This window comes from Gordonia sp. HS-NH1 (assembly GCF_001418765.1).
In the GTDB taxonomy this organism is placed as follows: domain Bacteria; phylum Actinomycetota; class Actinomycetes; order Mycobacteriales; family Mycobacteriaceae; genus Gordonia.
The window spans coordinates 210,189-230,531 of sequence record NZ_LIYC01000004.1; the positions used below are offsets into that span (position 1 = coordinate 210,189).

Below are 20,343 nucleotides of genomic sequence, written 5' to 3' on the forward strand. Positions count from 1 at the left end.
GTCTGCCCGATGTCGGTGCGCTCTGTTCTCACGTTCCCGAACCCGGTCAACGACTACGCTGCACGCGCCACCGCGGGACTCGTCGTCGCCCTCGCGATCGTCGCGGTCTCGGTGGACACCCCCGTGCTCTACGGGATCCTGGCCCTCGGCTTCGTCCTGCGTGTGGCATCGGGACCCACGCTGTCCCCGTTCGGGCAGCTCTCGGTGCGTTTCCTCGTGCCGAAGATCATCCGGAAAGAGAAGCTGGTACCCGGCCCGCCCAAGCGGTTCGCCCAGACCATCGGACTCGTCGTGAGCGGGACCGCGTTCGTACTGAGCCTGCTCGGCTTCGGGCTGGCCGCGCAGATCACCACAGGCGTGCTGATCGCGGCCGCGACCCTGGAGTCCGTCTTCGGCTTCTGCCTGGGGTGCACGATCTTCGGATTCCTGCAGCGCCGGGGCGTCATCCCGGAGACGGTGTGCGAGGCGTGCAACAACATCTCGCTGCGCACCCCGGCTGCGGCCTAGGGCGCCTCAGCTCCGCCGCACATTCTCCACGAATGGACATACCCACCACCTCGCTGGTGGTGGGTATGTCCATTCGTGGTGGATGTGACCCAGTCAGCCGTCGGACTTCACCGATCGGTCCGGGACCGTCATCGCCATCATCATGATCTCTGTCTCGCTGTAGTCGCGCCCGGGGTGTTCGGCCGCGAGGTGGGCCTGGACAGCCGGCACGAAGTCGGCCTCGAGGGCCGTGATGGACTCGCCGCAGGGGCACCGCAGGTTATATGCCATGTGTCGCATGGTAACCGGATCACCGGACCCTCAGTCGAGGATTCCCAACGCGATCCCGTCGAGAATGTCGTGTTCGCTCACGACCAGCCCGGTGATACCGGCCCGCTCGGACAGGACTCTCGCAAGTTCGAGGGTGACCACGGCTCCCCCGCCGATCACGTCGACGCGACCGGGGTGCATCGGCCCCAGGGCCGCGCGGTCGGCACGTGTCATGCCGATCACGTTTCGACAGACCCGGTCGAGTTCGGGTAGCGAGATCGTCGACAGGTGGATCTTCTCGGAGTCGTACTCGGGCAGGCCGGCACCGAGCGCGGCGAGGGTCGTCATCGTCCCGGCGACGCCGACCCAGGTGCGGGCCGACTCCACCGGCACCGCGGCGAACGCCTCGGCAAGGCGTGCGCGTGCGAACTCGGTCGCGGCGGCCAGTTCCGCCGGGGTCGGCGGGTCCGAGGGCAACGCCCGCTCGGTCAGACGGACACATCCGATGTCGGCCGAATACGCGGCGGTCACGCCGTCGGAATCTCCGAGGACCACCTCCGTCGATCCGCCGCCGAGGTCGGTGACCACGAAAGGCCCGTCCGCCGAATCCAATTCACCGACGGCGCCGCGGAACGACAGCCGCGCCTCCTCGTCGCCGGTGATGACCTCGGCGATCGCACCCTCGGACACGCAGCCGAGCAGATCGGCGGTCATGGCGAAGAACTCGTCGCGGTTGGACGCGTCGCGGGTGGCCGACGTCGCGACCATCCGAACCTTCTCGACGCCGAGCGACTCCATCGTGTCGACGTAGTCGCTCAGCGCGACCCGCGTCCGCTCGATGGATTCCGCGGCGAACCGTCCCGTCGCATCCACCCCGTAACCCAGTCGGACGACCCGCATCTCACGATGGAGGTCGATCAGGCGCCCGTCGGGACCCGGCTTCGCCACGAGCAGCCGGATCGAGTTGGTGCCGCAGTCCACGGCTCCGACGACGGTCATCCGTCGTCCCCCGTGGGCTTGGCGGGCTCGGCCGGCTCGGGCCAATCCTGCGGAATCGCGCTGCCGCGCAATCCGTTCGCGGCCGCGAGCGCCACCGCCTCGTCACCGAGCGGATTGAGTCCGGGCCCCTTCGCCAGCGAGTGCGCGATCAAGACGTGGAGGCACTTCACCCGGTCCGGCATGCCCCCGCCGGTGAAATCGGTGCCGAGCGGCTCGATCGCGTCGCGTTCGGCGAGATAGTCCTCGTGCGCGCGCCGGTAGGCGGCGGCGAGTTGTGCGTCGTCGTGCAGGCGCGCGGTCATCCCCTTCATCACGCCGGCCGACTCCTGACGACTGGCCTCGGCGGTCAGACGCGGATCGGTCAGGTAGTAGAGGGTCGGGAACGGCGTGCCGTCGGGCAGCCGGGGCGCGGTCTTGACCACGGCGGGCTTGCCGTCGGGCGTGCGGTAACTGATCTCGAGGACCCCGCGCGGTTCGCGCCCGAGCTGGGCGGCGACCGTGGCGAGATCCTCCGCGGAGACGTTGTTGTCGGCGGTGTTCACTCGACGGGACTCACTGCACGCCGGGTGGGGTCGACAAGGTGTCCCAGAGGTTTCCGTACCAGGGCGCGCGGGCACGCTCCTCGGCGCGTTCGGCGGCCTCACGCCGCGCCTCGTCGGCGGGGAACAACATCACGAGCGGGATCTCTCCTGGTTTGACGAATTGCAGACGCGTCCGCGCCTGGGCCTCGATGTAGGCGGGATCGTTCTGCTCGTTGACCTTCTGCTGATAGTCCGCGACCTCGCGCTGTAGCTGCTCGTTCGACGCGGTCAGCTGACGGAATTCCGACCGCTGACTGAAATACGTCCGCAGCGGCATCGCGAGGGTCAGCGCCACGACGCACACGACGACGACGGTGATGACGAGCGTCGCGAGACTCGCGGGAGTCATCTCGATTCCGCGTAACCGGGCACCGAGTCCGCCGCGGGCGGGGCGGCGGCGCCGGTTCCGCGACGCCCGGTCGCGTCCGACCCGACCGGCATCGACGTCGGTATCCGGTGCGTCGGCGGCAGCCGGGCCGGTCGCGTCGGTCGGCGGCTGCTGCCCACCCACCTCGACCATGTCCTCGGGCGTCACCGGCTGGGCCGGACGAGCGTGCCGCCGCGTGCGACGGGCGCGCTCGCGTGAGCGCGCGTCTACCCGACGATCGCGCCCACGCTGACGCCCGTCACCGCGGTGACGTCGCTGCGAAGCCATGCAGACAGCTAATCACGAACCAAACGAGAATCGCGGGAAGGCGAGGTCGCCCGCGTACCGTGCCGCGTCACCGAGTCCTTCCTCGATGCGCAGCAGCTGGTTGTACTTCGCGACGCGCTCCGAGCGGGCCGGGGCACCGGTCTTGATCTGCCCGCAGCTACAGGCCACCGCGAGGTCGGCGATGGTGGTGTCCTCGGTCTCTCCCGACCGGTGGCTCATCATCGTCTTGTAACCGTTGTTGTGCGCCAGCGCGACGGCGTCGAGGGTCTCGGTCAGGGTGCCGATCTGGTTCACCTTCACCAGCAGCGCGTTCGCGATGCCCTTGGAGATCCCCTCCTCGAGACGCTCGGGGTTGGTCACGAACAGGTCGTCACCGACGAGCTGCACCCGGTCGCCGATCGACTCGGTCAGCTTCGCCCAGCCGTCCCAGTCGTCCTCGGCGAGGCCGTCCTCGATCGAGACGATCGGGAAATCGGTGATGAGCTTCTCGTAGAACGACACCATCTCGTCGGCGCCGAGCTCCTTGCCCTCGAGCTTGTACACACCGTTGGAGAAGAACTCGGTCGACGCGGCGTCGAGCGCGATGACGACGTCACGGCCGAAGTTGTAGCCGGCCTTGCCGACCGCCTCGCCGATGATCGCGATCGCGGCTTCGGTGTTGGGCAGGTCCGGGGCGAAACCGCCCTCGTCGCCCAGCGCGGTGTTGAGGCCCTGCTTGTGCAGGACGGACTTCAGCGCGTGGTAGACCTCGGCGCCGCAGCGCAGTGCTTCTTTGAAGGTCGGCGCACCGACCGGGGCGATCATGAATTCCTGGAAGTCGATGCCGTTGTCGGCGTGCTCGCCGCCGTTGATGATGTTCATCATCGGCACCGGCAGGATGTGGGCGTTGGGTCCGCCGATGTAGCGGAACAGCGGCAGCCCGGCCGATTCGGCGGCGCCCTTGGCGACCGCGAGGGAGACACCGAGCAGCGCGTTGGCGCCGATCCGGCTCTTGTCGGGGGTGCCGTCGCAGTCGAGCAGCGCCTGATCGACGAGGCGCTGTTCCTCGGCCTCGATACCGATCACGGCCGGGGCCAGGTCCCCGAGGACACCTTCGACGGCCTTGGTGACGCCCTTGCCCAGGTACCGTTCGCCACCGTCGCGCAGCTCCACGGCTTCGTGCTCGCCGGTGGACGCACCGGACGGCACTGCGGCACGGGTGAAGGTGCCGTCGTCCAGGACGACCTCGACCTCGACCGTCGGGTTGCCCCGCGAATCGAGAATCTCACGCGCACCTACCTGCTCGATGATTGCCACGGTTGCACCCCAATCTCGGTGGACTACTTCGTCGGCGATATCCCAGGAGGCGAGTCCTCCGACGGGGCCGCCTGCGCCGACGACGGCCGGTTCTGGTGCCGGCCGATACGCAAGAGCCTAGTGGCTGCGCCGAAGCCGCACGTGACAAGGTCGGCGCAACCGGCACAGCTGTTCACCCGCGACGGTCAGAAGCGGACGTTGATCGAGTAGGCGTTGGCGTGGTCACGCACGTCGAGGACGTAGGCCATCGAGTTGTTGTAGGTCCGGACGGCCTTCTCCCACCCCTCCGGATTCGTCATGTCGTTGCCGGAGGAGACACAGAGGTAGCGAGCCGCCGAGAGAGCGGCGTCGTCGATGTTGTCGGGGTCGGGCACACCGTCGCCGCTGGCGTCGACTCCGTAGCGCTTCCACGTCTCGGGGATGAACTGGAACGGCCCCATCGCGCGGTCGTGGGTGGCGTCGCCGTCGAGGGCGCCGCCGTCGGTGTCGCGGATCTCCATGTTCCCGCGGGTGCCGTCGAGTTTGGCGCCGCGGATGGGCGGGCTGACGTCTCCGTTGTCGGCCACCTCCGATCCGCGGTACTGGCCGTGCTTGCTCTCGACGCCGGCGATCCCGGCCAGTGTCGTCCAGGCGATGCCGCACTCGGGATGTTGCTGGCGCTGGATCTCGGCGGCGTTGCCGTAGGCCTGCAGGGAGACGATCGGGATGCCGGTGGACTCCGAGATCGGCACCGCCCAGTCGTGCATCTTGTTCGCGGTACGTCCGGGCGCGTTGATGTCGATGTAGGGCTGCGGCACTCCCGCTCCCGGCGGGATACCCTCCGGGATGTCCGGCCTGCTCAGCGACGGCAGGTCGATGCAGCCGGCGAGCAGGACCGACGACGCGATCGCCACGGTCGAGGCCACGAGGCCGTTCTTCCACGACTTCGGCCGCCTCGCTCGTCGACGCACCGCATCCCGGCCCTCCACACGCATGCCTGCCCTACTCCTGTCCCGGTCGGGGTGATTTCGCGGGCGGAACCGCCCGAGGGGACCACGATCGCACAACCGATCGGCTCTCGGCGAAAACCACCACACAGTCTGCTGACTCAACTGACCGCGGTGGAGTTCGGTTCCCGGGCGCCGGGAGCGAAGCGAGCGGGCCCGATGTGTGCGGCGCCGGGAGCTAAGCGAGCGGGCCTGTTGGTGCGGGGGCGCCGGGCCCCGCCGTCAGCCGACCGGTGGGCCCACGGTCCGGAACCCGATGTTGCTCGCGGTCGATTCCGGCGTGTTGTGTGATCGCGCGGCCACCCGGTAGCGATGGCAGTACGAGTCGTGGCAGAGGTGGCTGCCGCCGCGGAGGACGCGGGCGCTCCCCCGACCCGGCCCCGTCGGATCGGTGCGGTCGGACACGCGGTAGTACCGCGCGCTGAACGTGTCGGCGCACCATTCCCACACGTTGCCCGCGCATTGGTACAGACCGTGACCGTTGGGCTCGAACATCCGCACGGGCGTGGTGCCGACCCGGTCGGTCGGCTCGTTCGGGAAGTCGCCTCGGAAGATGTTGCACCGCGGATCGTCGGCGGTCGGCGGCTCGTCGCCCCACGGGAACCGCGCCCCGTGCAGTCCTCCCCGGGCCGCGTACTCCCACTGGGCCTCGGTCGGCAGGGCGCGTCCGGCCCACGCGCAGTAGGCCTGCGCGTCGCGGTGACTGACGTGGACGACGGGATGGTCCGCCAGGCCGTCGACGACGCTGCCCGGACCCGCGGGGCGACGCCACGACGCACCGTCGACGGCTAGCCACCACGGGGTGCCCGGTACGGGTTCGCCGGGCGCGGTCGCATAGGTGTGGAAGACCGCGGAGCCGCCGAAGATCTCGGCGTCGGTCCGGTGACCGGTTGCCGCGACGAAGGATGCGAACGCGGCGTTGGTCACCGCGGTCGCATCGATCGAGAACGCGCTGAGCTCGACCTCGTGCACCGGCGTCTCACCGTCGGTGCGATACCCCTCGTCGAACGCATCGCCCATAGCGAAGACCCCCGCCGGGATGTCCACCGTCTCGACGAGGTGCGGCCCGGATCCGCCGCCGGCCGGCTCGCCCGCCGGCGGAGGCGACCCACCCGCGTCGTGGTGGGCGGGTCGGTGGGGATGACAACAACTCACCCCGCCATGATGCCGCGATCCATCAGGGCACCGAGGATGAGCGACGCCAGCCGGTCGATGTCCGCGCCGGTGGTGTCGAATCGCAGGTCGGGGTTCTCGGGACTCTCGTAGGGCGCGTCGATGCCGGTGAGCCCGCGCAGTTCGCCGCGGCGGGCGCGTTCGTAGAGTCCCTTGGGGTCGCGGCGCTCGCATTCGGTGACGGGCGTCGACACGTGGACCTCGATGAAGTCGAGGTCGGCGGCGCGATGGAGTTCGCGGGCGATCTCTCGGTCGGAGCGCAGTGGCGAGACCATCGACGCGATCGCGATGACCCCTGCGTCGGCGAAGAGCCGGGCGACGTGTCCGACACGGCGGATGTTCTCCGCACGGTCGCCGGCCGAGAAGCCGAGGTCGTCGGAGATCCCGTGCCGGATGTTGTCGCCGTCGAGGAGATAGGCGACGCGGCCGCGGCTGACGATGGCTCGTTCGAGGGCGACGGCGACCGTGGACTTGCCCGACGCCGGCAGACCGGTGAGCCACACCGTCGCGCCGCGCTGTTCGGTGTGCGCCCAGCGCTCGGCTCGTGCCAGTGAACTCGGGTGCCACTTGATGTCGTTGCGGGTTGCCTTGCCGGGGATGACTTCTCGCGGCTCGAGGATCGTCCCCGCGCCCACCGTGTCGTTGGACGCCTCGTCGATGAGGATGAACGCCCCGGTGTCCCGGTTGCTCAAGTAGGGATCCGCCGGCACCACCGACGACGTCCGCAGCGTGACGGTGCCGATGTCGTTGAGCGCGAGTTCGCCGGGCGCGACGTGCTCGATCAGGGTGTCCGGGTCGAGACGCCGCTCCAGGGACTGGACGGTGGCACGCACCGTGGCGGGGCCGTGTTTGAGCGCGACGCGGTCCCCGGCCCGCAGCGGAGAGTTCGACAGCCAGCACACGTGCGCGTCGATCTCCCGGGCGAGGACCGGCAGGTGCGCGCCCTGCGCACCGCTGACGATGATGTCGCCGCGTCCGATGTCGATGTCGTCGGTGATCTGGATTCCCACCGAGAGCGGGGCCACCGCAACGTCTCTCGACGGGTCGAGGGTGTCCAGCGCGGAAACGGTCGATCGACTGCCCGAGGGCAGCACGACGATCTCGTCACCGACGCGCAGGGTTCCGGAGGCGAGTCGGCCGGTGTACGTACGCCGGTCCGACCCGGCCCGATTCGACTCCCCAGGACGCGACACCCACTGGATCGGGAGGCGCAGTTCCTCGGTCACCGGCGCGGGCGCGTGCAGTTCGACGTCCTCGAGGTACTCCAGCAGCGTCGTGCCGGAGTACCACGGTGTGTTCGACGAGCGGTGCACGACGTTGTCCCCGTGCTTGGCGGCCACCGGGATCGCCGGGATCTCCCCGATCCCGAGTTGCACGGCTAGTTCGGCGAGATCGGCGCGGATCTCGTCGAAACGGTGCTCGGAGTAGTCGACGAGGTCGATCTTGTTGACTGCCGCGATCACGTGCGGCACGCCGACGAGTGTGGCGATCCGCGCGTGCCGCCGGGTCTGCCGCAGCAGACCGTGCCGGGCGTCGACGAGCAGGATGGCGACGTGCGCATTGGACGCCCCGGTGAACATGTTGCGGGTGTACCGCTCGTGCCCGGGAGTGTCGGCGAGGACGTAACTACGTGTGGGCGTGGAGAAGAAGCGGTAGGCCACGTCGATCGTGATGCCCTGCTCGCGTTCGGCGCGCAGGCCGTCGGAGAGGGCCGCGAGGTCGACGTCACCGTCACCGTCGGTGACCGCGGCGAGGTGATCGGTCGGCAGGCTGCCCGTGTCGTGCAGGATCCGGCCGATCAGCGTGGACTTCCCGTCGTCGACGCTGCCCGCGGTGGCGATGCGCAGGAATTGCCGTGCGGCCGTGCTGGTCTTGTCGTCACCGGGGACAACCGGCTGCGGAGAGGTGAGAGTCATCAGAAATACCCTTCGCGCTTGCGGTCTTCCATGGCGGCACTGGACGTGCGGTCGTCGGCGCGGGTCTCGCCACGCTCGGAGACGGTGGATTCGCTGATCTCCGCGATGATCTCGGAGATCGTGGTCGCCCTGGACCGGACGGCGCCGGTGATCGTCAGGTCGCCGACGGTGCGGTAGCGCACCCACTCGGTCCGCACCTCGTCGTCCTCGCGGGGCCGGGAATGCTCTGAGACCGAGAGCAGGATGCCGTCCCGGTCGAACACCTCCCGTTCGGCGGCGAAGTAGATCGACGGGAGCTCGAGGTCCTCGAGCTCGATGTAGCGCCAGATGTCGGTCTCGGTCCAGTTCGAGAGCGGGAAGACGCGCACCGACTCCCCGCGACGGATCCGCCCGTTGTACAGCGACCACGGCTCGGGCCGCTGTGCGCGGGGATCCCACTGGCCGAACTCGTCGCGAAAACTGAAGATGCGCTCTTTGGCGCGGGCACGCTCCTCGTCGCGGCGGGCACCGCCGAACGCGGCGTCGAACCCGCCCGCCTCGAGTGCGTCGAGCAGGGTGCGCGTCTGCAGCCTGTTCCGCGACCCCGACGGGTCGGTCGACTCGGCGATGCGTCCGGAATCGATGGACTCCTGGACCGAGGCGACGATGAGTTCGATGCCCTCGGGGTTCTCGGCGGTCGGCGCGACCCGACGGTCACGGAACTCGATCACCTCGTCGAAATTGTGTCCGGTGTCGACGTGCATGATCGGGAACGGCAGCGGTGCGGGCCGAAAAGCCTTCTCGGCCAGCCGGAGCAGGACGATGGAGTCCTTGCCGCCGGAGAACAGCAGCACCGGACGTTCCAGTTCGGCGACCACCTCGCGGATGATGTGCACCGCTTCGGCTTCCAGCACACGGATGGCGGTCACATGGTCGAAGCCACCGGGGTTGCCGGGCCCGTCCCGGCCGGTTGTCTGATCGAGCGAACTCTCGTCTACAGCGGTCACAGTGGATATCCGTTTCGTTCGGCGTCGTCTCGATAACGTCGGGCCCACTCCTTGGACCGCGAATTGGACTGAGGTTTCAGTGGCGGCGGGGGTGCCAGTTCCGGATCCTGCCCGATCTTCTCCAGCACCCGCGCCGTCGCCTTCGCGGGATCGTGGACCAGGTCCCGGAACTCGATGTCGAGCGGTTCGATCCCCTCGGTGGCAAACCAGTTGCGCCACTGCCGTTCCTGGTCGATCAGGATGCCGGCGAGGTGCGCGATGCCACATGCGTGATACACCGCGTCGTCGTGCTCGTCGGCGTCGGAGCCGTCATGACGCCACACGCGGGTCTGCACCGCGCGCCACATCGACACCGCCTGCGGCACAACGTCATCGCGATAGACGTGCACGTAGAGCGGGTCGGCTCCGTCGAACAGCCAGCGGACGGAATCGCGGAGCGCACCCGAGGCGATTCGGCTGCGCGAGACGAGCAGCGGCGTCTGGTTCCACATGAGCTTGCCACCCCACACACCGTTCGGGGTGCGTCCCGCGGCCCGGACGTCAGACCGCCAGGTCGACGAATCACGGGTGTCGACCACGCCCGGATCGAGTGGATCGAGCAGGTCGAGGATCGTGGGATCGGTGACCCCGGCGAACCACTCACGCGGCTGCGGCGCCTGGGAGGAGGCGGGAAAGTACTGGAAGAACTCCTCCGGACGACCCGCGACGCCGGTGGCGGCGAGCGACTCCACCAGCAGCGTGCTGCCGCTGCGCTGGCTCGCGCACACCAGATAGTTTGCCGGTCCCGATGAGGACGTCACTGACATGAAAGATGAGTCTAGCGAGCCGAAAAACCTCCGCAAGCTGGCCTTTTACGCGCACGACGGTCGAAACCATTGACACTGCGACCGCGCTGTGCAGCACGCAGGCCCGCGGTGTCCGAGATGACGGTTTCGCGCCCCGCGCCCCTCAGCGCTCGCCCGACGTGATGTCGCCGGCCAGCTCTCGCCGAGCGCCCAGCGGACGCCGCGACGGCAACGCCTCTTCCTCCGCCGCGACCTGCGCCGCCTTGGTGTGGAATGCGTCCATGAAGGCCTGCGCGATGGCCGTTCCGGCCTCGTCGTCGGGCAGTTCGTCGCCGGTGCGGACCCGCCAGTCGGCCAGCGCTCGCGCGAGCTCGGAACGGACCTGGGCGTAGGACGGGTCGTCGGCGACATTGTTGCGTTCATGGGGATCGGAACGCAGGTCGTAGAGTTCGACCCGAGACCGATCCCGTTGTATTTCTTGCTGATCCAGCGATCGCGCGGACAGGCTGTCGGCTATGTCGAGCGGCAGCAGCAACGCCGGCCGGGCCGCGTAGTTCTCGATGTAGCTGAACTCCTTGGTGCGCACGGCCCGCATCGGGTCGAAGGCATCGTGGTAGGTCTTCTCGGTGAACACCTCGGTCCGGACGGCCGAGTCTGCCGCGCCCGCGAGGGCCGCGGCGTGCGAGTCACCGTCCACGGCATCCGGGATGTCCAGACCCACCAACTCCAGCAGAGTGGGCGTGAGGTCCACCCCGGAGAACAGGTCGTCGTAGACCGCCGGGGCGATGCCGCGCCGCGTGGGCGGCCGCATGATCAGCGCGACCCCGGTGCCCTCGGCGTACAGCGTCGACTTCGCGCGCGGGAAGGCCAGGCCGTGGTCGGTGACGAACACGATCCAGGTGGAGTCGTCGAGGCCGAGTTCGGCCACGGTGTCGAGCAGCCGGCCGACGGCGGCGTCGGCCTTGGTGATGGATCCGTGCAGGCCTGCCAGATCGTCGCGTACGTCGTCGGTGTCCGGCAGGAAGCCGGGTACGGCGATCGTGCTGGTGTCGGCGGGTTTGTACTCGTCGGCCGGGTAGGGCCGATGCGTCTCGAAGAAGCCCGCGGTGAGGAAGAACGGGCGTCCGTCGTGGGCGTGACGCCGCAACCAGTCCTGGGACTGGTCCACCACGTAGTCGCACCGCGAGTCCGAGACGTCCACCGAGTCGAAGCCGAGCCGGCCGGGATCGGCGCTCTCGTGCTGCATGCCGAAGAGCGCCGAACGGTATCCCGCGCCGGCGAGGAGCGCCGGGAGGGTCTGCACGTCCGGGAAGTACTCGAACCCGTGGTGGGCGAGACCGACGAGCCCGTTGCCGTGTGGATAGCGTCCGGTGAACAGCGAGCCGCGGGCGGGCGAGCACAGGGGTGCCGTCGCGTGCGCGTCGGCGAATCGGATACCGGACGCCGCCAGGTCGTCGAGAACAGGGCTCTCGACGCCGTCCGCGCCATAACACCGCAGATGGCGACCGAGATCGTGCCAGTGCACCAGGATCACGTTGTCGCGGCGCGCGGCATCGGGGGAAGTGACCATGCACCCATGATGACGCAGACGACTCGCGTCGCGGTCCCCACCCGTTGGGGCTGCATCCGACAATCCGCCCACCGCACGGCCGGACGACATCGGATCAGCGTGCGCAAAAGTCACACCGACGACCTCCCGTGACGTATGAGCCGCTCGCGCGCGGGCCGCCCACGCTCCACCTGACGCGGCAACCGCGGCCTCACGTCCGGAGCAGGCGGACGAGCACGCCGGCGGCGTGGGCTCGCGCGGCCCGGTCCGCCTCGTCGGCATCGCCGGCCTCCAGCGCCGCGACGATCCTGCGGTGTTCGGTCACGGCATGCCGGCGGTTGTCCTCGTTCGACCACATGTCGGATCGGTACAGATGTGACTGGGTGTCGAGTTTGAGCAGGGCATCGCACAGCGGCGCATTGCCCGACAGCGACCGGACCGCGGTGTGGAAGTCGAGATCGAGTTGGGCGTCGCGGCGATGATCGGGACCGGTGTGGAGCAACCGCTCCTGCTCGCCGAAGCGCTCCCACAGGTCCGCCAGCTCGGCGCGGGTCACCCGGACCGTCGCCTGACGGGCGGCGAGTCCGTCGAGAATCTCACGGACCTCGAAGACGTGCCGCAACATCGTGTCGTCGAGCACCGCGACCTTCGCCCCGACGCGCGGGGTGTAGACGGCCAGTCCGTCCATGACGAGTTGCTGGACCGCCTCCCGGACCGGGCTGCGGGACACGTCCAGTCGGGCGGCCAGCCCCGGAACCGAGAGCGCCGCACCCGGTTCGAGGGTGCCGTCGAAGATCTCGTCGCGTATGCGGCGCAGGACCGACTGCATCAGCAGGGCGCCGTCGTCTCCGTTTCCAGTCATGACCGTCTCAGCGTAGAAGGCCGGGGCCCAGAAGGCATGATCCCCGACGACCTCATCCCGCGGCCATCACGCGCTGCGCCTCACGCTCGGCGCCGGCGGGTGCGACGCCGCTCTTCATCCCGGCCAGCTTCGCATTGATGTTCTCGGCGACGGTGATCGGCGGATATCCTGGGTGATCGGTACGGGCGCACCCGGGCAGCGTCTCGATGACGGCATCGGCGTTGCCGTCGAAGAAGAAGGCCGCCGACCGGCGACGGAGGATCCGGCCGTCGACGACCGGCGGATCGACGCGGTGCACCGTCGAGCGCCAGCGGTCATTCGTCCACCGCGCCATGGCATCCCCGAGATTGACCAGCAACGCGCCGTCGGCGGGTGCCACGTCGTGCCACTGCCCGTCGTGATCGAGCACCTGGAGCCCGGGAACCTGATCGGCCCACAGCACGGTGAGGATCCCGAAGTCGGTGTGCGCGCCCATCCCGGTCAGTTCCCCGGCGAGCTCGATCTCCCCTTCGGGCAGGGTGTAGTTGTTGAGCTTGAGAGCGTCGATGGAGTGATCGGTCATCGTGTCGAAATACCCGCGCGGCAGGCCGAGAGCATCGGTGAACGCGGTGAGCAGAACCCGGGAGAGCCCGCGCGCGGCATCGAACCAGGTTTCCACGGCGGGGCGGAATCCCGGCGCCGCGTCCGGCCACGTGTTCGTCGGGTAGCTGGACTCCGGCAGGTCCAGGCCCGGGAACCACGAACCCTCCGATCCGACGGTGAACGCCTCGTAGAAGTCGTTCATCTGGTTGGCCGCGGCCACCCCGAGGCTCATGCTCAGCGATTCGCTCTTCGGGGGACTGTAGCCACGGTTCTGACCGGGCCGGGCGTATCGCTTCTTCACCTCGAGCGGGAGCGCGTAGAACTCGTCGAGGGCAGCGGTCAGCGCGTCGATGACACCGGGAGCGATGCCGTGGCCGACCACCTGGACGAAACCGACTCCGCTGCAGGCGTCGTCGAGGGCCCGCGCCACCGGGGCGCGTTCCGCAGGCGAGCCGAGTGGGTCGAGGTAGGGCGAGATGTCGATCGTGGGAACGGTGAACATATGTGTCCTCCGGGTGGGTTCGGGACGACGGTGGAGTGGTGGGAGATGCCGGATGAACAGTTGGTGCGGGGCGTCGTCAGCGGCGACGATTGACGGCGGCGTTCAGGATGCTGAACACACCGAAGACGAGGATGCCGAACACCGATGCCAGGACGATCGCCGCGATCAGGTCGTCGGACTGCAGACGAGCGCGATAGATGTCGAGCAGTGTGCCGATTCCCGGCTCGCCCTTGGCGAAGAACATGTCGCCGATGATGGCGCCGACCACGACGAGCCCGGAGGCGGTCCGGAAACCGGTCATCATCGACGGCAGCGCCGACGGGAACTCGAGCATCAGCAGGCGCTGCACCGGTGTCGCCTTGGACAACGTGAACAGTTCCTGCGAGGACTTGTCGACCGAGACCAGACCGAAGTGCGTGTTGGCGATGATCGGGAAGATGGCGATGATCACGCACACGATGGTGCGGGCGACCATCCCGTACCCGAACCACAGACCGATCAACGGGACGATCGCGAGCACCGGGATCACCTGTAGCACAACGGCCCAGGGGTAGATCGCGCGTTCGAGAAAGGACCCGCGGCTCATCAGGACCCCGATGGACACCCCGATGAGCGCGGCGAACACGAACCCGACCACACAGACCTTGGCCGTGACCCACAGCGCATCCAGCATGGGCCCCACGTGATCCGGGTCCAGCAGCGACTCGAACAGCACGGTGTGCGGGGGCGGGAGCAGGAAACGCCGTGCGGGACTGAGGATCAGATAGGTGACCGCGTACCAGGCGCCGATGCCGACGGCGAGCGACAGCACGGGAGGGGCCCCGTACCGCAGCACGGCCGCGATCCGGCGACGCGCGGCACCCTGCCGCGACGGTGTGGGCGGCTCTGCAGCGGGCTCCGACGGCGAGGCGGGTCCGTGTTCCGCGCCGGTGGCGGGACGGGATCGGGCAGCGGTGGTCATCGTGCACCTCGGAGGGTCTCGGAGATCTCGGCGACGCGATCGGTGAAGCGGGCGTCGTAGCGCAGGTCGGGATGTCGGGGGTGGGCGAAGTCGATGCCGATGTCGGCGACGATCCGCCCGGGGCGCGCCGACATGACGACCACCCGGTTGGCGAGGAAGACCGCCTCCGACACCGAGTGCGTGATGAACATCGCGGTGAACCGTCGCTCGGCGTAGAGCCGCTGCAACTCCGATTGCATGTCGAGCCGGGTCATCTCGTCGAGCGCACCGAAAGGTTCGTCGAGAAGCAGCAATTCGGGTTCGGAGGTCAGTGAGCGGGCAAGCGACGCGCGCATCTTCATGCCACCGGACAGCATGCGGGGCAACTGGGACTCGAATCCGGTCAGACCGACCGCGTCGATCGCCGCCTGTGCCCGGCGCCGGCGTTCACCACGCGGCAGCCGGGCGATCTCGGCACAGAGCTCGACGTTGCCCCGCACGCTGCGCCAGGCCAGGAGGGTGGGTTCCTGGAAGATGAACCCGACCGATTCCGTGGCGAGCGCCACGCTCCCCTCCGTGGGCTGCTCGAGCCCCGCAACCATCCGGAGCAGGGTCGACTTGCCGCATCCCGACGGTCCGACGACGGCCACGAAGTCGCCGGCGCGCACGTCGAGGTCGACTCGGTCCAGCGCACGAGTCCCGGAGTCGAATCGCTTCGTCACCCCGGAGACGGAGGCGACGACATTCTTGGTGAGATGACGTGCATCCACGTCGTTCACCGTGTCGTAGAGTTTCATCCGGCCTTCCCGTTCCCCACTTGTCTACATGTAATCAACGGCTATTGTCTGCACTCTCATGATTGGTTACATGTATTGCGGAATGATGACCACGTGTAAACACTGTGTCACCAGGACCCCGGTTTCGACCTCGACGCAACGCTCTGTTGTGGCCATAATTCCAGTTCAGATAGGTTTTTGGTCGTAGGTGGGTTGCTGCGGCCAGCATCCGAGACCGGCTGGCGCAATTCGGATCAGACATTTAGCTTTCACATGTAGATCGCGAAAGTGTCGCGAATACCGGCATCAGTCCAGGAGATCCCATGACCCCTCACCCACCGTCCCGTATCCGCCACTCGCGTCTGGCCGCGGCCGCCGCGGCGGCGACGGTCTGCGCGGCCGTTCTCGCCGGATGCTCGAGCTCCGGGTCCGACGACACCGCGGCGTCGACCCTGCCGTCGGCGCCGGCCGAAACCACCCTCGTCGGGACCTGCCCCGACAACATCGTGATCCAGCTCCAGTGGCAACCGCAGTCCGACATGGCCGGGGTCATCGGACTTCTCGGCCCCGGGTACACCGTCGACACCGACAACAAGTCGGTCTCCGGGCCCCTCGCCTACGACGGCATGGACACCGGAGTGGACATCACGTTGCGCGCGGGCGGACCCGCGATCGGATTCCAGTCGGTCCCGTCGGCGATGTACTCCGACGACTCCATCCACCTCGGTCTCGTTCACGGAGATCAGATGATCTCGGCGGCCAAGGACCAACGAGTCGTCGGCGTGACGCCACTGCTGCAGTACAACCCCTCGATCATCATGTGGGACCCCGCGTCTCACCCGGGGGTGAAGACGATCGCCGACATCGGCCGGTCTGACGCCAGCGTCGTGGTGTCGAAGGATCAGATCTTCCCGCAGTGGCTGGTGGCGAAAGGCCTGCTCAAGCAGAGCCAGCTCGACACCAGTTACGACGGCGCGCCGGCTCGTTTCGTCGGCGACCCGTCCATCACCCAGCAGGGGTTCGCGAACTCCGAGCCCTACACCTACGAGAACGAGACCCCGTCGTGGAACAAGCCGGTGGGCTACGCGATGGTGAAGGACGCCGGATACGACGTGTACGCGTCGAACGTCTCGGTGCGCGCCGATGACGTCGCGGAGATGTCGCCATGCCTGGAGAAACTAGTCCCGATGATCCAGCAGACCGGCAAGAACTACGTGGCCGCGCCCGACGCCGTCAACGCCACCATCGTCGACTGGGTCTCCCAGGACGTCTCGTTCACGTCGTACACCGCCGGTGAGGCCGCGTACTCGGCCGGCCTGCTCAAGGACCGCGCGGTCATCGCCCCGGGCGCCGACGGCGTGTACGGCAGTTACGACATGGCCAAGGCGCAGAACGTGATCAACGACCTCGTGCCGATCCTGAACGCCGGCGGCGCCGACCTCCCGCCGTCGCTTCCCGCCGACCAGCTGTTCACGACCGAGTTCATCAGCGAGCAGATCCGCTGACCGACGTGACAGCATCATCCCTGACCACAGTGAGGACCACGATGACCGAGACCACCCCCATGCACTCACCAGCCGACCTGGAGAACATGGCCGACATGGCCGAGCTCGATCGCGAACGCCGGATGGGCGGGCTGGGAACCGAGACCACCGCCCGCGAGATCCGACGCATCAGCCTCGCCGACCTGGACAACCGCCGGGACGAGATCGCCCACCAACTCTGGTCGGCCGCAACCGACATCGGATTCTTCCAGGTCGTCGACCACGGCATCGACCTGGCCGCGGTGGACCACGCGTTCGACATGTCCGCCCGGTTCTTCGCACTCCCCCGCGAGGTCAAGGCGCAGTATCCGCTCAAGAAGGGGCAGAACGCCGGCTGGGAGTATCGCACCCAGGTCCGCCCGTCGATCGGGACCCCGGACCAGAAGGAGTCCTATCAGTTCACCCGCCCCCGCATGGAGGGCCTGTGGCCGAGTGAGGACGAGCTGGCCGGGTTCCGCGCCACCATCGAAGATTTCGAGCACCGGTGCTGGTCGCTGGCGATGACACTGCTCAGCTGCTTCGCCGAGCGCCTCGGTCTCGAGCGGGACTTCTTCACCCGGGCGCACGACCCCTCGTCGGACACCTACCAGAGCACCCTGCGGCTGCTGCACTACTACGCCTTCCCCGACGAGCTGATCGATACCGAGAACAGCTGGCGCGCAGGCGCACACACCGATTTCGATGCCCTCACCCTGCTGTTCCAGCGGTCCGGCCAGGGAGGTCTCCAGGTGTTGCCGGGGGCGGAGGCCGAGGGTCAGGCCTGGACGTCGGTCGAACCGTCCGACGACGCCATCACCTGCAACATCGGCGACATGCTGATGCGCTGGTCCGACGACCGGCTGCCGTCGAACTTCCATCGGGTCCGGGCTCCGCGGCGGGGCGAGTACACCGGTCCGCGCTACACGCTCGCGTACTTCGCACAGGCGAACTCCGACGTGCTGATCGAGAGCGCCGGTGGCACCTATCCCCCGATCACCGCTGCCGACTATCTCGCCCAGCGCATCGCCGCGAACTTCGCGAAGTGATGGACGCACACTCCGCCGGGGCCGCCGATCCGTCGGCGGCCCCGGCCTTCTGCGACGTCACGGTGTACACCGCGGGTCGATGGCGGCCACACTGCGACATCCACGTCGCCGACGGAATCGTCACATCGATCGACCCGACCGCCCGTCCCGGCGGGGAGACCGGCGGATTCGTGATCCCCGGGTTCGTCAACACCCACACCCATCTCCAGCAGACCCTCATGCGCGGTGTCGCCGAATGCACGCCGCTGCTCGAATGGTTGCTGGCCGTCGGCGAGGAGTCGGTGGCGATCACACCCGAGCGGGCCTACCTCGCCGCGGTGTCGGCGTGCCTCGAGTTGCTGCGATCGGGCACGACCACCGTCGTCGAACACATGTGGCCCCACCCGTCCGGCGAGGTCCATGACGCCGTCGTCCGGGCGTTGCGCGACACCGGAATCCGCGCAGTCCTCGGTCGTGGGGTCGCGGACCGGGCCGACCCGACCCGCAAGTGGGGGTTCGAGCCCCGGCTCATGCAGCCGCTCGGCGACGTACTCGAGCACGTCGACCACCTCCGGAACGAGGTGGCCGGGTCGCGGATCTCGATGGCCCTGGCGGTACCCAATCCGCGCTCGGTCACCGACGCCGGGATGCGGACGATCCGCGAGTTCGCCCAGGACCGCGGAATGCCGGTGTCCATCCACCTCCTCGAGACCGGCACCGACGAGCAGATGTGCCTGCAACACACCGGGTTCGGCGCCGTCGACCATCTCGACCGCAACGGCTTCCTGTGGAACCGGGTCCTCGCCGTCCACTGTGTGGAGCTCGACGACGCCGGCCAGCGCACCCTGGCCGCCCGGGACGTGGCCGTGTCACACAACCCGTTGTCGAACATGCGTCTCGGTAGCGGGGTGGCCCCGGTACCGGCGATGCTGGACCGCGGACTGGCCGTCGGCCTGGGTGTGGACGGTGCCGCCAGCAATGACACCCAGGACATGCTGGCGACGTTGCGCACCGCCGCGTATCTCCAACGCGCCGTCCATCGGCGCGCCGACCTGCTCGGCTTCGCCGAGATGCTCGACATCGCCTGCGGTGGAGCGAACTCCGCGCTCGGTCTGCCTGCGGTCGTCGGCGGGGTCACGGTCGGGGCACCCGCGGACCTCACGCTGGTGCGCTTCGACCGCGATTACGCCACCCTCCCCGTCCGCGACCCCGGCGCATCGCTGCTCACCACCGGGTCGCGGTCCATCGTCGACACGGTGATGGTCGGCGGCGAGATCCTCGTCGAGGACGGCCGGAACACCCGGGTCGACGAGGCGGAGTTCACCAAACAGCTCGCCGCGCTGGACGTCTGAGGTAGGTCAGGCCGAGTTGTCGTCGAGGACAGCCGCCCACGCTTCGGGCGAGTCGAGACTCACGCCTTGCTCGACCGCGCGCTTCTCGGCCGCCCGGACGTCGGACATCAACGCAAGCGCCCGCTCCCGTGCCTGCGCCTCGACACTGTCGTCGCCCGCCGTGACCGTCACGGTGAGGGTGTCCGCCGGGATCGTCTCGACGGGATACTGTGCGGCGGTGAGACGTTCGAGCACTTTCTGCAGGAGGGCCAGGGCGGGCTGAGTGGTCGCCACACCGTCGAGCACCGAGCCGCGTCGCTTCTCGGCCGCCTTGCGTTCCTCCCACTCCCGAATCTGCGTCTGCAGATCCGAGTGAGCCCCGGACAGCACCCCGGGGGTACGGCCGGAGACCTTCGCGGTGAAACTGCGAGCGACGTCGTCGATGTCGAACGGTGCGTCGGGATCGTCGGCGGCGATCCGCGCGTGGAACAGCACCTGCAGCAGGAGGTCTCCGAGTTCTTCGCGGAGCTCGACCGGATCACCGGCCTCGATGGCGTCGAGGACCTCGTACACCTCTTCGAGCAGGTAGCGGCGCAGCGAGTGGTGCGTCTGGGTGCTCTCCCACGGCCCGTTCCGGCGCAACGTGTCCATGAGCGCCACGGACTCCAGGAGCGCGGTTCCCGCGACGGCCTGCGCGGCGATGACCTCCTCACCGCGGTCCACACGCGCGCGCACGAGTGGATGGTCGGGATCGGTGCTGACGAGCACCGACTCGGGATCCTCGGCCGTGTCGTCGAAGACGGGCTCGACCTGATCGAATTCCCAGAGCATCGTCGCGGGGACGTCCTCGGTGACTTTGACCGGCCCGGCGAGCACGCCGCGTGCGCGGATGGGGATCAGGTCGGGCCGTGCCGGGTCCAGCAGCACCACCGTCATTCGTCGTACGTCCTTTCGCTGCCCCCGCGCCTGTCCTTCGTTTCGATCAACCTATCCCGTGGGCTCGCCGACCGGCGGGAGCCCACCCGGAATCCGGCCATCCTGTTCCTGACAGCGCCCCGCCGAAAAACCACCCCTGGAAACCACCCTCAGGAGCGACAGCGCCGACATATCGGGCTGTTGC

Annotated in this window: 20 protein-coding genes; 4 read left to right on the top strand and 16 right to left on the bottom strand. The window is 68.5% G+C overall.

Translation table 11 applies throughout. The features are described 5' to 3' along the window. Positions 1–9 precede the first annotated feature (9 nt). Positions 10–507: a DUF4395 domain-containing protein gene (locus AMD30_RS05595; protein ID WP_055474949.1), complete on the top strand. Its 498-nt coding sequence runs from the start codon at positions 10–12 to the stop codon at positions 505–507. Between the two features lie 93 nt (positions 508–600). Here AMD30_RS05595 and AMD30_RS25220 read toward each other — a convergent pair whose 3' ends face one another. From AMD30_RS25220 to AMD30_RS05665, 15 genes are all read right to left on the bottom strand, one after another. Beyond that, positions 601–777: a hypothetical protein gene (locus AMD30_RS25220; protein WP_010841742.1), complete on the bottom strand. Its 177-nt coding sequence runs from the start codon at positions 775–777 to the stop codon at positions 601–603. 30 nt (positions 778–807) lie between these two features. Continuing rightward, a complete protein-coding gene (locus AMD30_RS05600; RefSeq protein WP_055474950.1) occupies positions 808–1,755 on the bottom strand; it encodes a Ppx/GppA phosphatase family protein in 948 nt (315 codons plus the stop codon). Continuing rightward, positions 1,752–2,297: a DUF501 domain-containing protein gene (locus tag AMD30_RS05605; RefSeq protein ID WP_055474951.1), complete on the bottom strand. Its 546-nt coding sequence runs from the start codon at positions 2,295–2,297 to the stop codon at positions 1,752–1,754. The genes AMD30_RS05600 and AMD30_RS05605 overlap by 4 nt, the downstream gene beginning before the upstream one ends. A gap of 10 nt (positions 2,298–2,307) precedes the next feature. Continuing rightward, the gene (locus AMD30_RS05610; protein WP_055474952.1) at positions 2,308–2,991 is read right to left on the bottom strand and encodes a septum formation initiator family protein; all 684 of its coding nucleotides are present in this window, start codon (positions 2,989–2,991) and stop codon (positions 2,308–2,310) included. A gap of 12 nt (positions 2,992–3,003) precedes the next feature. After that, positions 3,004–4,287: a phosphopyruvate hydratase gene (gene eno, locus AMD30_RS05615; RefSeq protein WP_010841738.1), complete on the bottom strand. Its 1,284-nt coding sequence runs from the start codon at positions 4,285–4,287 to the stop codon at positions 3,004–3,006. 185 nt (positions 4,288–4,472) lie between these two features. Further along, positions 4,473–5,261, bottom strand: coding sequence for a lytic transglycosylase domain-containing protein (locus AMD30_RS05620; protein WP_014926039.1), 789 nt, complete (start codon positions 5,259–5,261; stop codon positions 4,473–4,475). Positions 5,262–5,495: 234 nt separating this feature from the next. After that, entirely contained in the window at positions 5,496–6,293 is a 798-nt protein-coding gene (locus AMD30_RS05625) for a formylglycine-generating enzyme family protein (protein ID WP_055474953.1), read from the bottom strand. 131 nt (positions 6,294–6,424) lie between these two features. Beyond that, complete coding sequence (gene cysC, locus AMD30_RS05630; RefSeq protein WP_055474954.1) at positions 6,425–8,362, bottom strand: adenylyl-sulfate kinase; 1,938 nt, start codon at positions 8,360–8,362, stop codon at positions 6,425–6,427. Then, positions 8,362–9,348, bottom strand: coding sequence for a sulfate adenylyltransferase subunit CysD (gene cysD / locus AMD30_RS05635; protein WP_014926036.1), 987 nt, complete (start codon positions 9,346–9,348; stop codon positions 8,362–8,364). Before cysD ends, cysC begins: the two co-directional genes overlap by 1 nt. Continuing rightward, complete coding sequence (gene stf0 / locus AMD30_RS05640) at positions 9,345–10,154, bottom strand: trehalose 2-sulfotransferase (protein WP_055474955.1); 810 nt, start codon at positions 10,152–10,154, stop codon at positions 9,345–9,347. The genes cysD and stf0 overlap by 4 nt, the downstream gene beginning before the upstream one ends. 142 nt (positions 10,155–10,296) lie before the next feature. Further along, positions 10,297–11,703, bottom strand: coding sequence for a sulfatase family protein (locus tag AMD30_RS05645; RefSeq protein ID WP_055474956.1), 1,407 nt, complete (start codon positions 11,701–11,703; stop codon positions 10,297–10,299). Between the two features lie 190 nt (positions 11,704–11,893). Further along, on the bottom strand, positions 11,894–12,544 hold the full coding sequence (locus AMD30_RS05650) for a GntR family transcriptional regulator (protein ID WP_055474957.1): 651 nt from the start codon (positions 12,542–12,544) through the stop codon (positions 11,894–11,896). A 52-nt stretch (positions 12,545–12,596) separates the two neighbouring features. Next, on the bottom strand, positions 12,597–13,628 hold the full coding sequence (locus tag AMD30_RS05655) for an isopenicillin N synthase family dioxygenase (RefSeq protein WP_055474958.1): 1,032 nt from the start codon (positions 13,626–13,628) through the stop codon (positions 12,597–12,599). 76 nt (positions 13,629–13,704) lie between these two features. Next, positions 13,705–14,589 carry an ABC transporter permease gene (locus AMD30_RS05660; RefSeq protein ID WP_014926032.1) on the bottom strand — a complete coding sequence of 295 codons (885 nt, stop codon included), beginning with the start codon at positions 14,587–14,589 and terminating at the stop codon, positions 13,705–13,707. Further along, positions 14,586–15,365, bottom strand: a complete 780-nt coding sequence (locus tag AMD30_RS05665) for an ABC transporter ATP-binding protein (RefSeq protein ID WP_010841728.1) — start codon at positions 15,363–15,365, stop codon at positions 14,586–14,588. The genes AMD30_RS05660 and AMD30_RS05665 overlap by 4 nt, the downstream gene beginning before the upstream one ends. A 302-nt stretch (positions 15,366–15,667) precedes the next feature. On the opposite strand from AMD30_RS05665, the gene AMD30_RS05670 reads away from it, so the two are divergent. From AMD30_RS05670 to AMD30_RS05680, 3 genes are read left to right on the top strand one after another with little or no spacing between them, the layout of a single operon-like run. Next, complete coding sequence (locus AMD30_RS05670; protein WP_055474959.1) at positions 15,668–16,849, top strand: hypothetical protein; 1,182 nt, start codon at positions 15,668–15,670, stop codon at positions 16,847–16,849. A gap of 41 nt (positions 16,850–16,890) precedes the next feature. Continuing rightward, the gene (locus AMD30_RS05675; protein WP_055474983.1) at positions 16,891–17,913 is read left to right on the top strand and encodes an isopenicillin N synthase family dioxygenase; all 1,023 of its coding nucleotides are present in this window, start codon (positions 16,891–16,893) and stop codon (positions 17,911–17,913) included. Next, on the top strand, positions 17,913–19,244 hold the full coding sequence (locus AMD30_RS05680) for an amidohydrolase family protein (RefSeq protein WP_055474960.1): 1,332 nt from the start codon (positions 17,913–17,915) through the stop codon (positions 19,242–19,244). The genes AMD30_RS05675 and AMD30_RS05680 overlap by 1 nt, the downstream gene beginning before the upstream one ends. A 6-nt stretch (positions 19,245–19,250) precedes the next feature. Here AMD30_RS05680 and AMD30_RS05685 read toward each other — a convergent pair whose 3' ends face one another. Further along, positions 19,251–20,159: a MazG family protein gene (locus AMD30_RS05685; protein ID WP_055474961.1), complete on the bottom strand. Its 909-nt coding sequence runs from the start codon at positions 20,157–20,159 to the stop codon at positions 19,251–19,253. Between the last annotated feature and the right edge of the window lie 184 nt (positions 20,160–20,343).

Excerpts from the sequence above, each read along its gene's own strand:
- AMD30_RS05670 (WP_055474959.1), top strand. The coding sequence starts at position 15,668 with ATGACCCCTCACCCACCGTCCCGTATCCGCCACTCGCGTCTGGCCGCG.
- stf0 (WP_055474955.1), bottom strand. The coding sequence starts at position 10,154 with ATGTCAGTGACGTCCTCATCGGGACCGGCAAACTATCTGGTGTGCGCG.
- AMD30_RS05655 (WP_055474958.1), bottom strand. The coding sequence starts at position 13,628 with ATGTTCACCGTTCCCACGATCGACATCTCGCCCTACCTCGACCCACTC.
- AMD30_RS05660 (WP_014926032.1), bottom strand. The coding sequence starts at position 14,589 with ATGACCACCGCTGCCCGATCCCGTCCCGCCACCGGCGCGGAACACGGA.
- AMD30_RS05685 (WP_055474961.1), bottom strand. The coding sequence starts at position 20,159 with ATGACGGTGGTGCTGCTGGACCCGGCACGGCCCGACCTGATCCCCATC.
- AMD30_RS05625 (WP_055474953.1), bottom strand. The coding sequence starts at position 6,293 with ATGGGCGATGCGTTCGACGAGGGGTATCGCACCGACGGTGAGACGCCG.
- AMD30_RS05680 (WP_055474960.1), top strand. The coding sequence starts at position 17,913 with ATGGACGCACACTCCGCCGGGGCCGCCGATCCGTCGGCGGCCCCGGCC.
- AMD30_RS05675 (WP_055474983.1), top strand. The coding sequence starts at position 16,891 with ATGACCGAGACCACCCCCATGCACTCACCAGCCGACCTGGAGAACATG.
- AMD30_RS25220 (WP_010841742.1), bottom strand. The coding sequence starts at position 777 with ATGGCATATAACCTGCGGTGCCCCTGCGGCGAGTCCATCACGGCCCTC.
- AMD30_RS05620 (WP_014926039.1), bottom strand. The coding sequence starts at position 5,261 with ATGCGTGTGGAGGGCCGGGATGCGGTGCGTCGACGAGCGAGGCGGCCG.
- AMD30_RS05610 (WP_055474952.1), bottom strand. The coding sequence starts at position 2,991 with ATGGCTTCGCAGCGACGTCACCGCGGTGACGGGCGTCAGCGTGGGCGC.
- AMD30_RS05595 (WP_055474949.1), top strand. The coding sequence starts at position 10 with ATGTCGGTGCGCTCTGTTCTCACGTTCCCGAACCCGGTCAACGACTAC.
- AMD30_RS05600 (WP_055474950.1), bottom strand. The coding sequence starts at position 1,755 with ATGACCGTCGTCGGAGCCGTGGACTGCGGCACCAACTCGATCCGGCTG.
- AMD30_RS05665 (WP_010841728.1), bottom strand. The coding sequence starts at position 15,365 with ATGAAACTCTACGACACGGTGAACGACGTGGATGCACGTCATCTCACC.
- AMD30_RS05650 (WP_055474957.1), bottom strand. The coding sequence starts at position 12,544 with ATGACTGGAAACGGAGACGACGGCGCCCTGCTGATGCAGTCGGTCCTG.
- cysC (WP_055474954.1), bottom strand. The coding sequence starts at position 8,362 with ATGACTCTCACCTCTCCGCAGCCGGTTGTCCCCGGTGACGACAAGACC.
- AMD30_RS05645 (WP_055474956.1), bottom strand. The coding sequence starts at position 11,703 with ATGGTCACTTCCCCCGATGCCGCGCGCCGCGACAACGTGATCCTGGTG.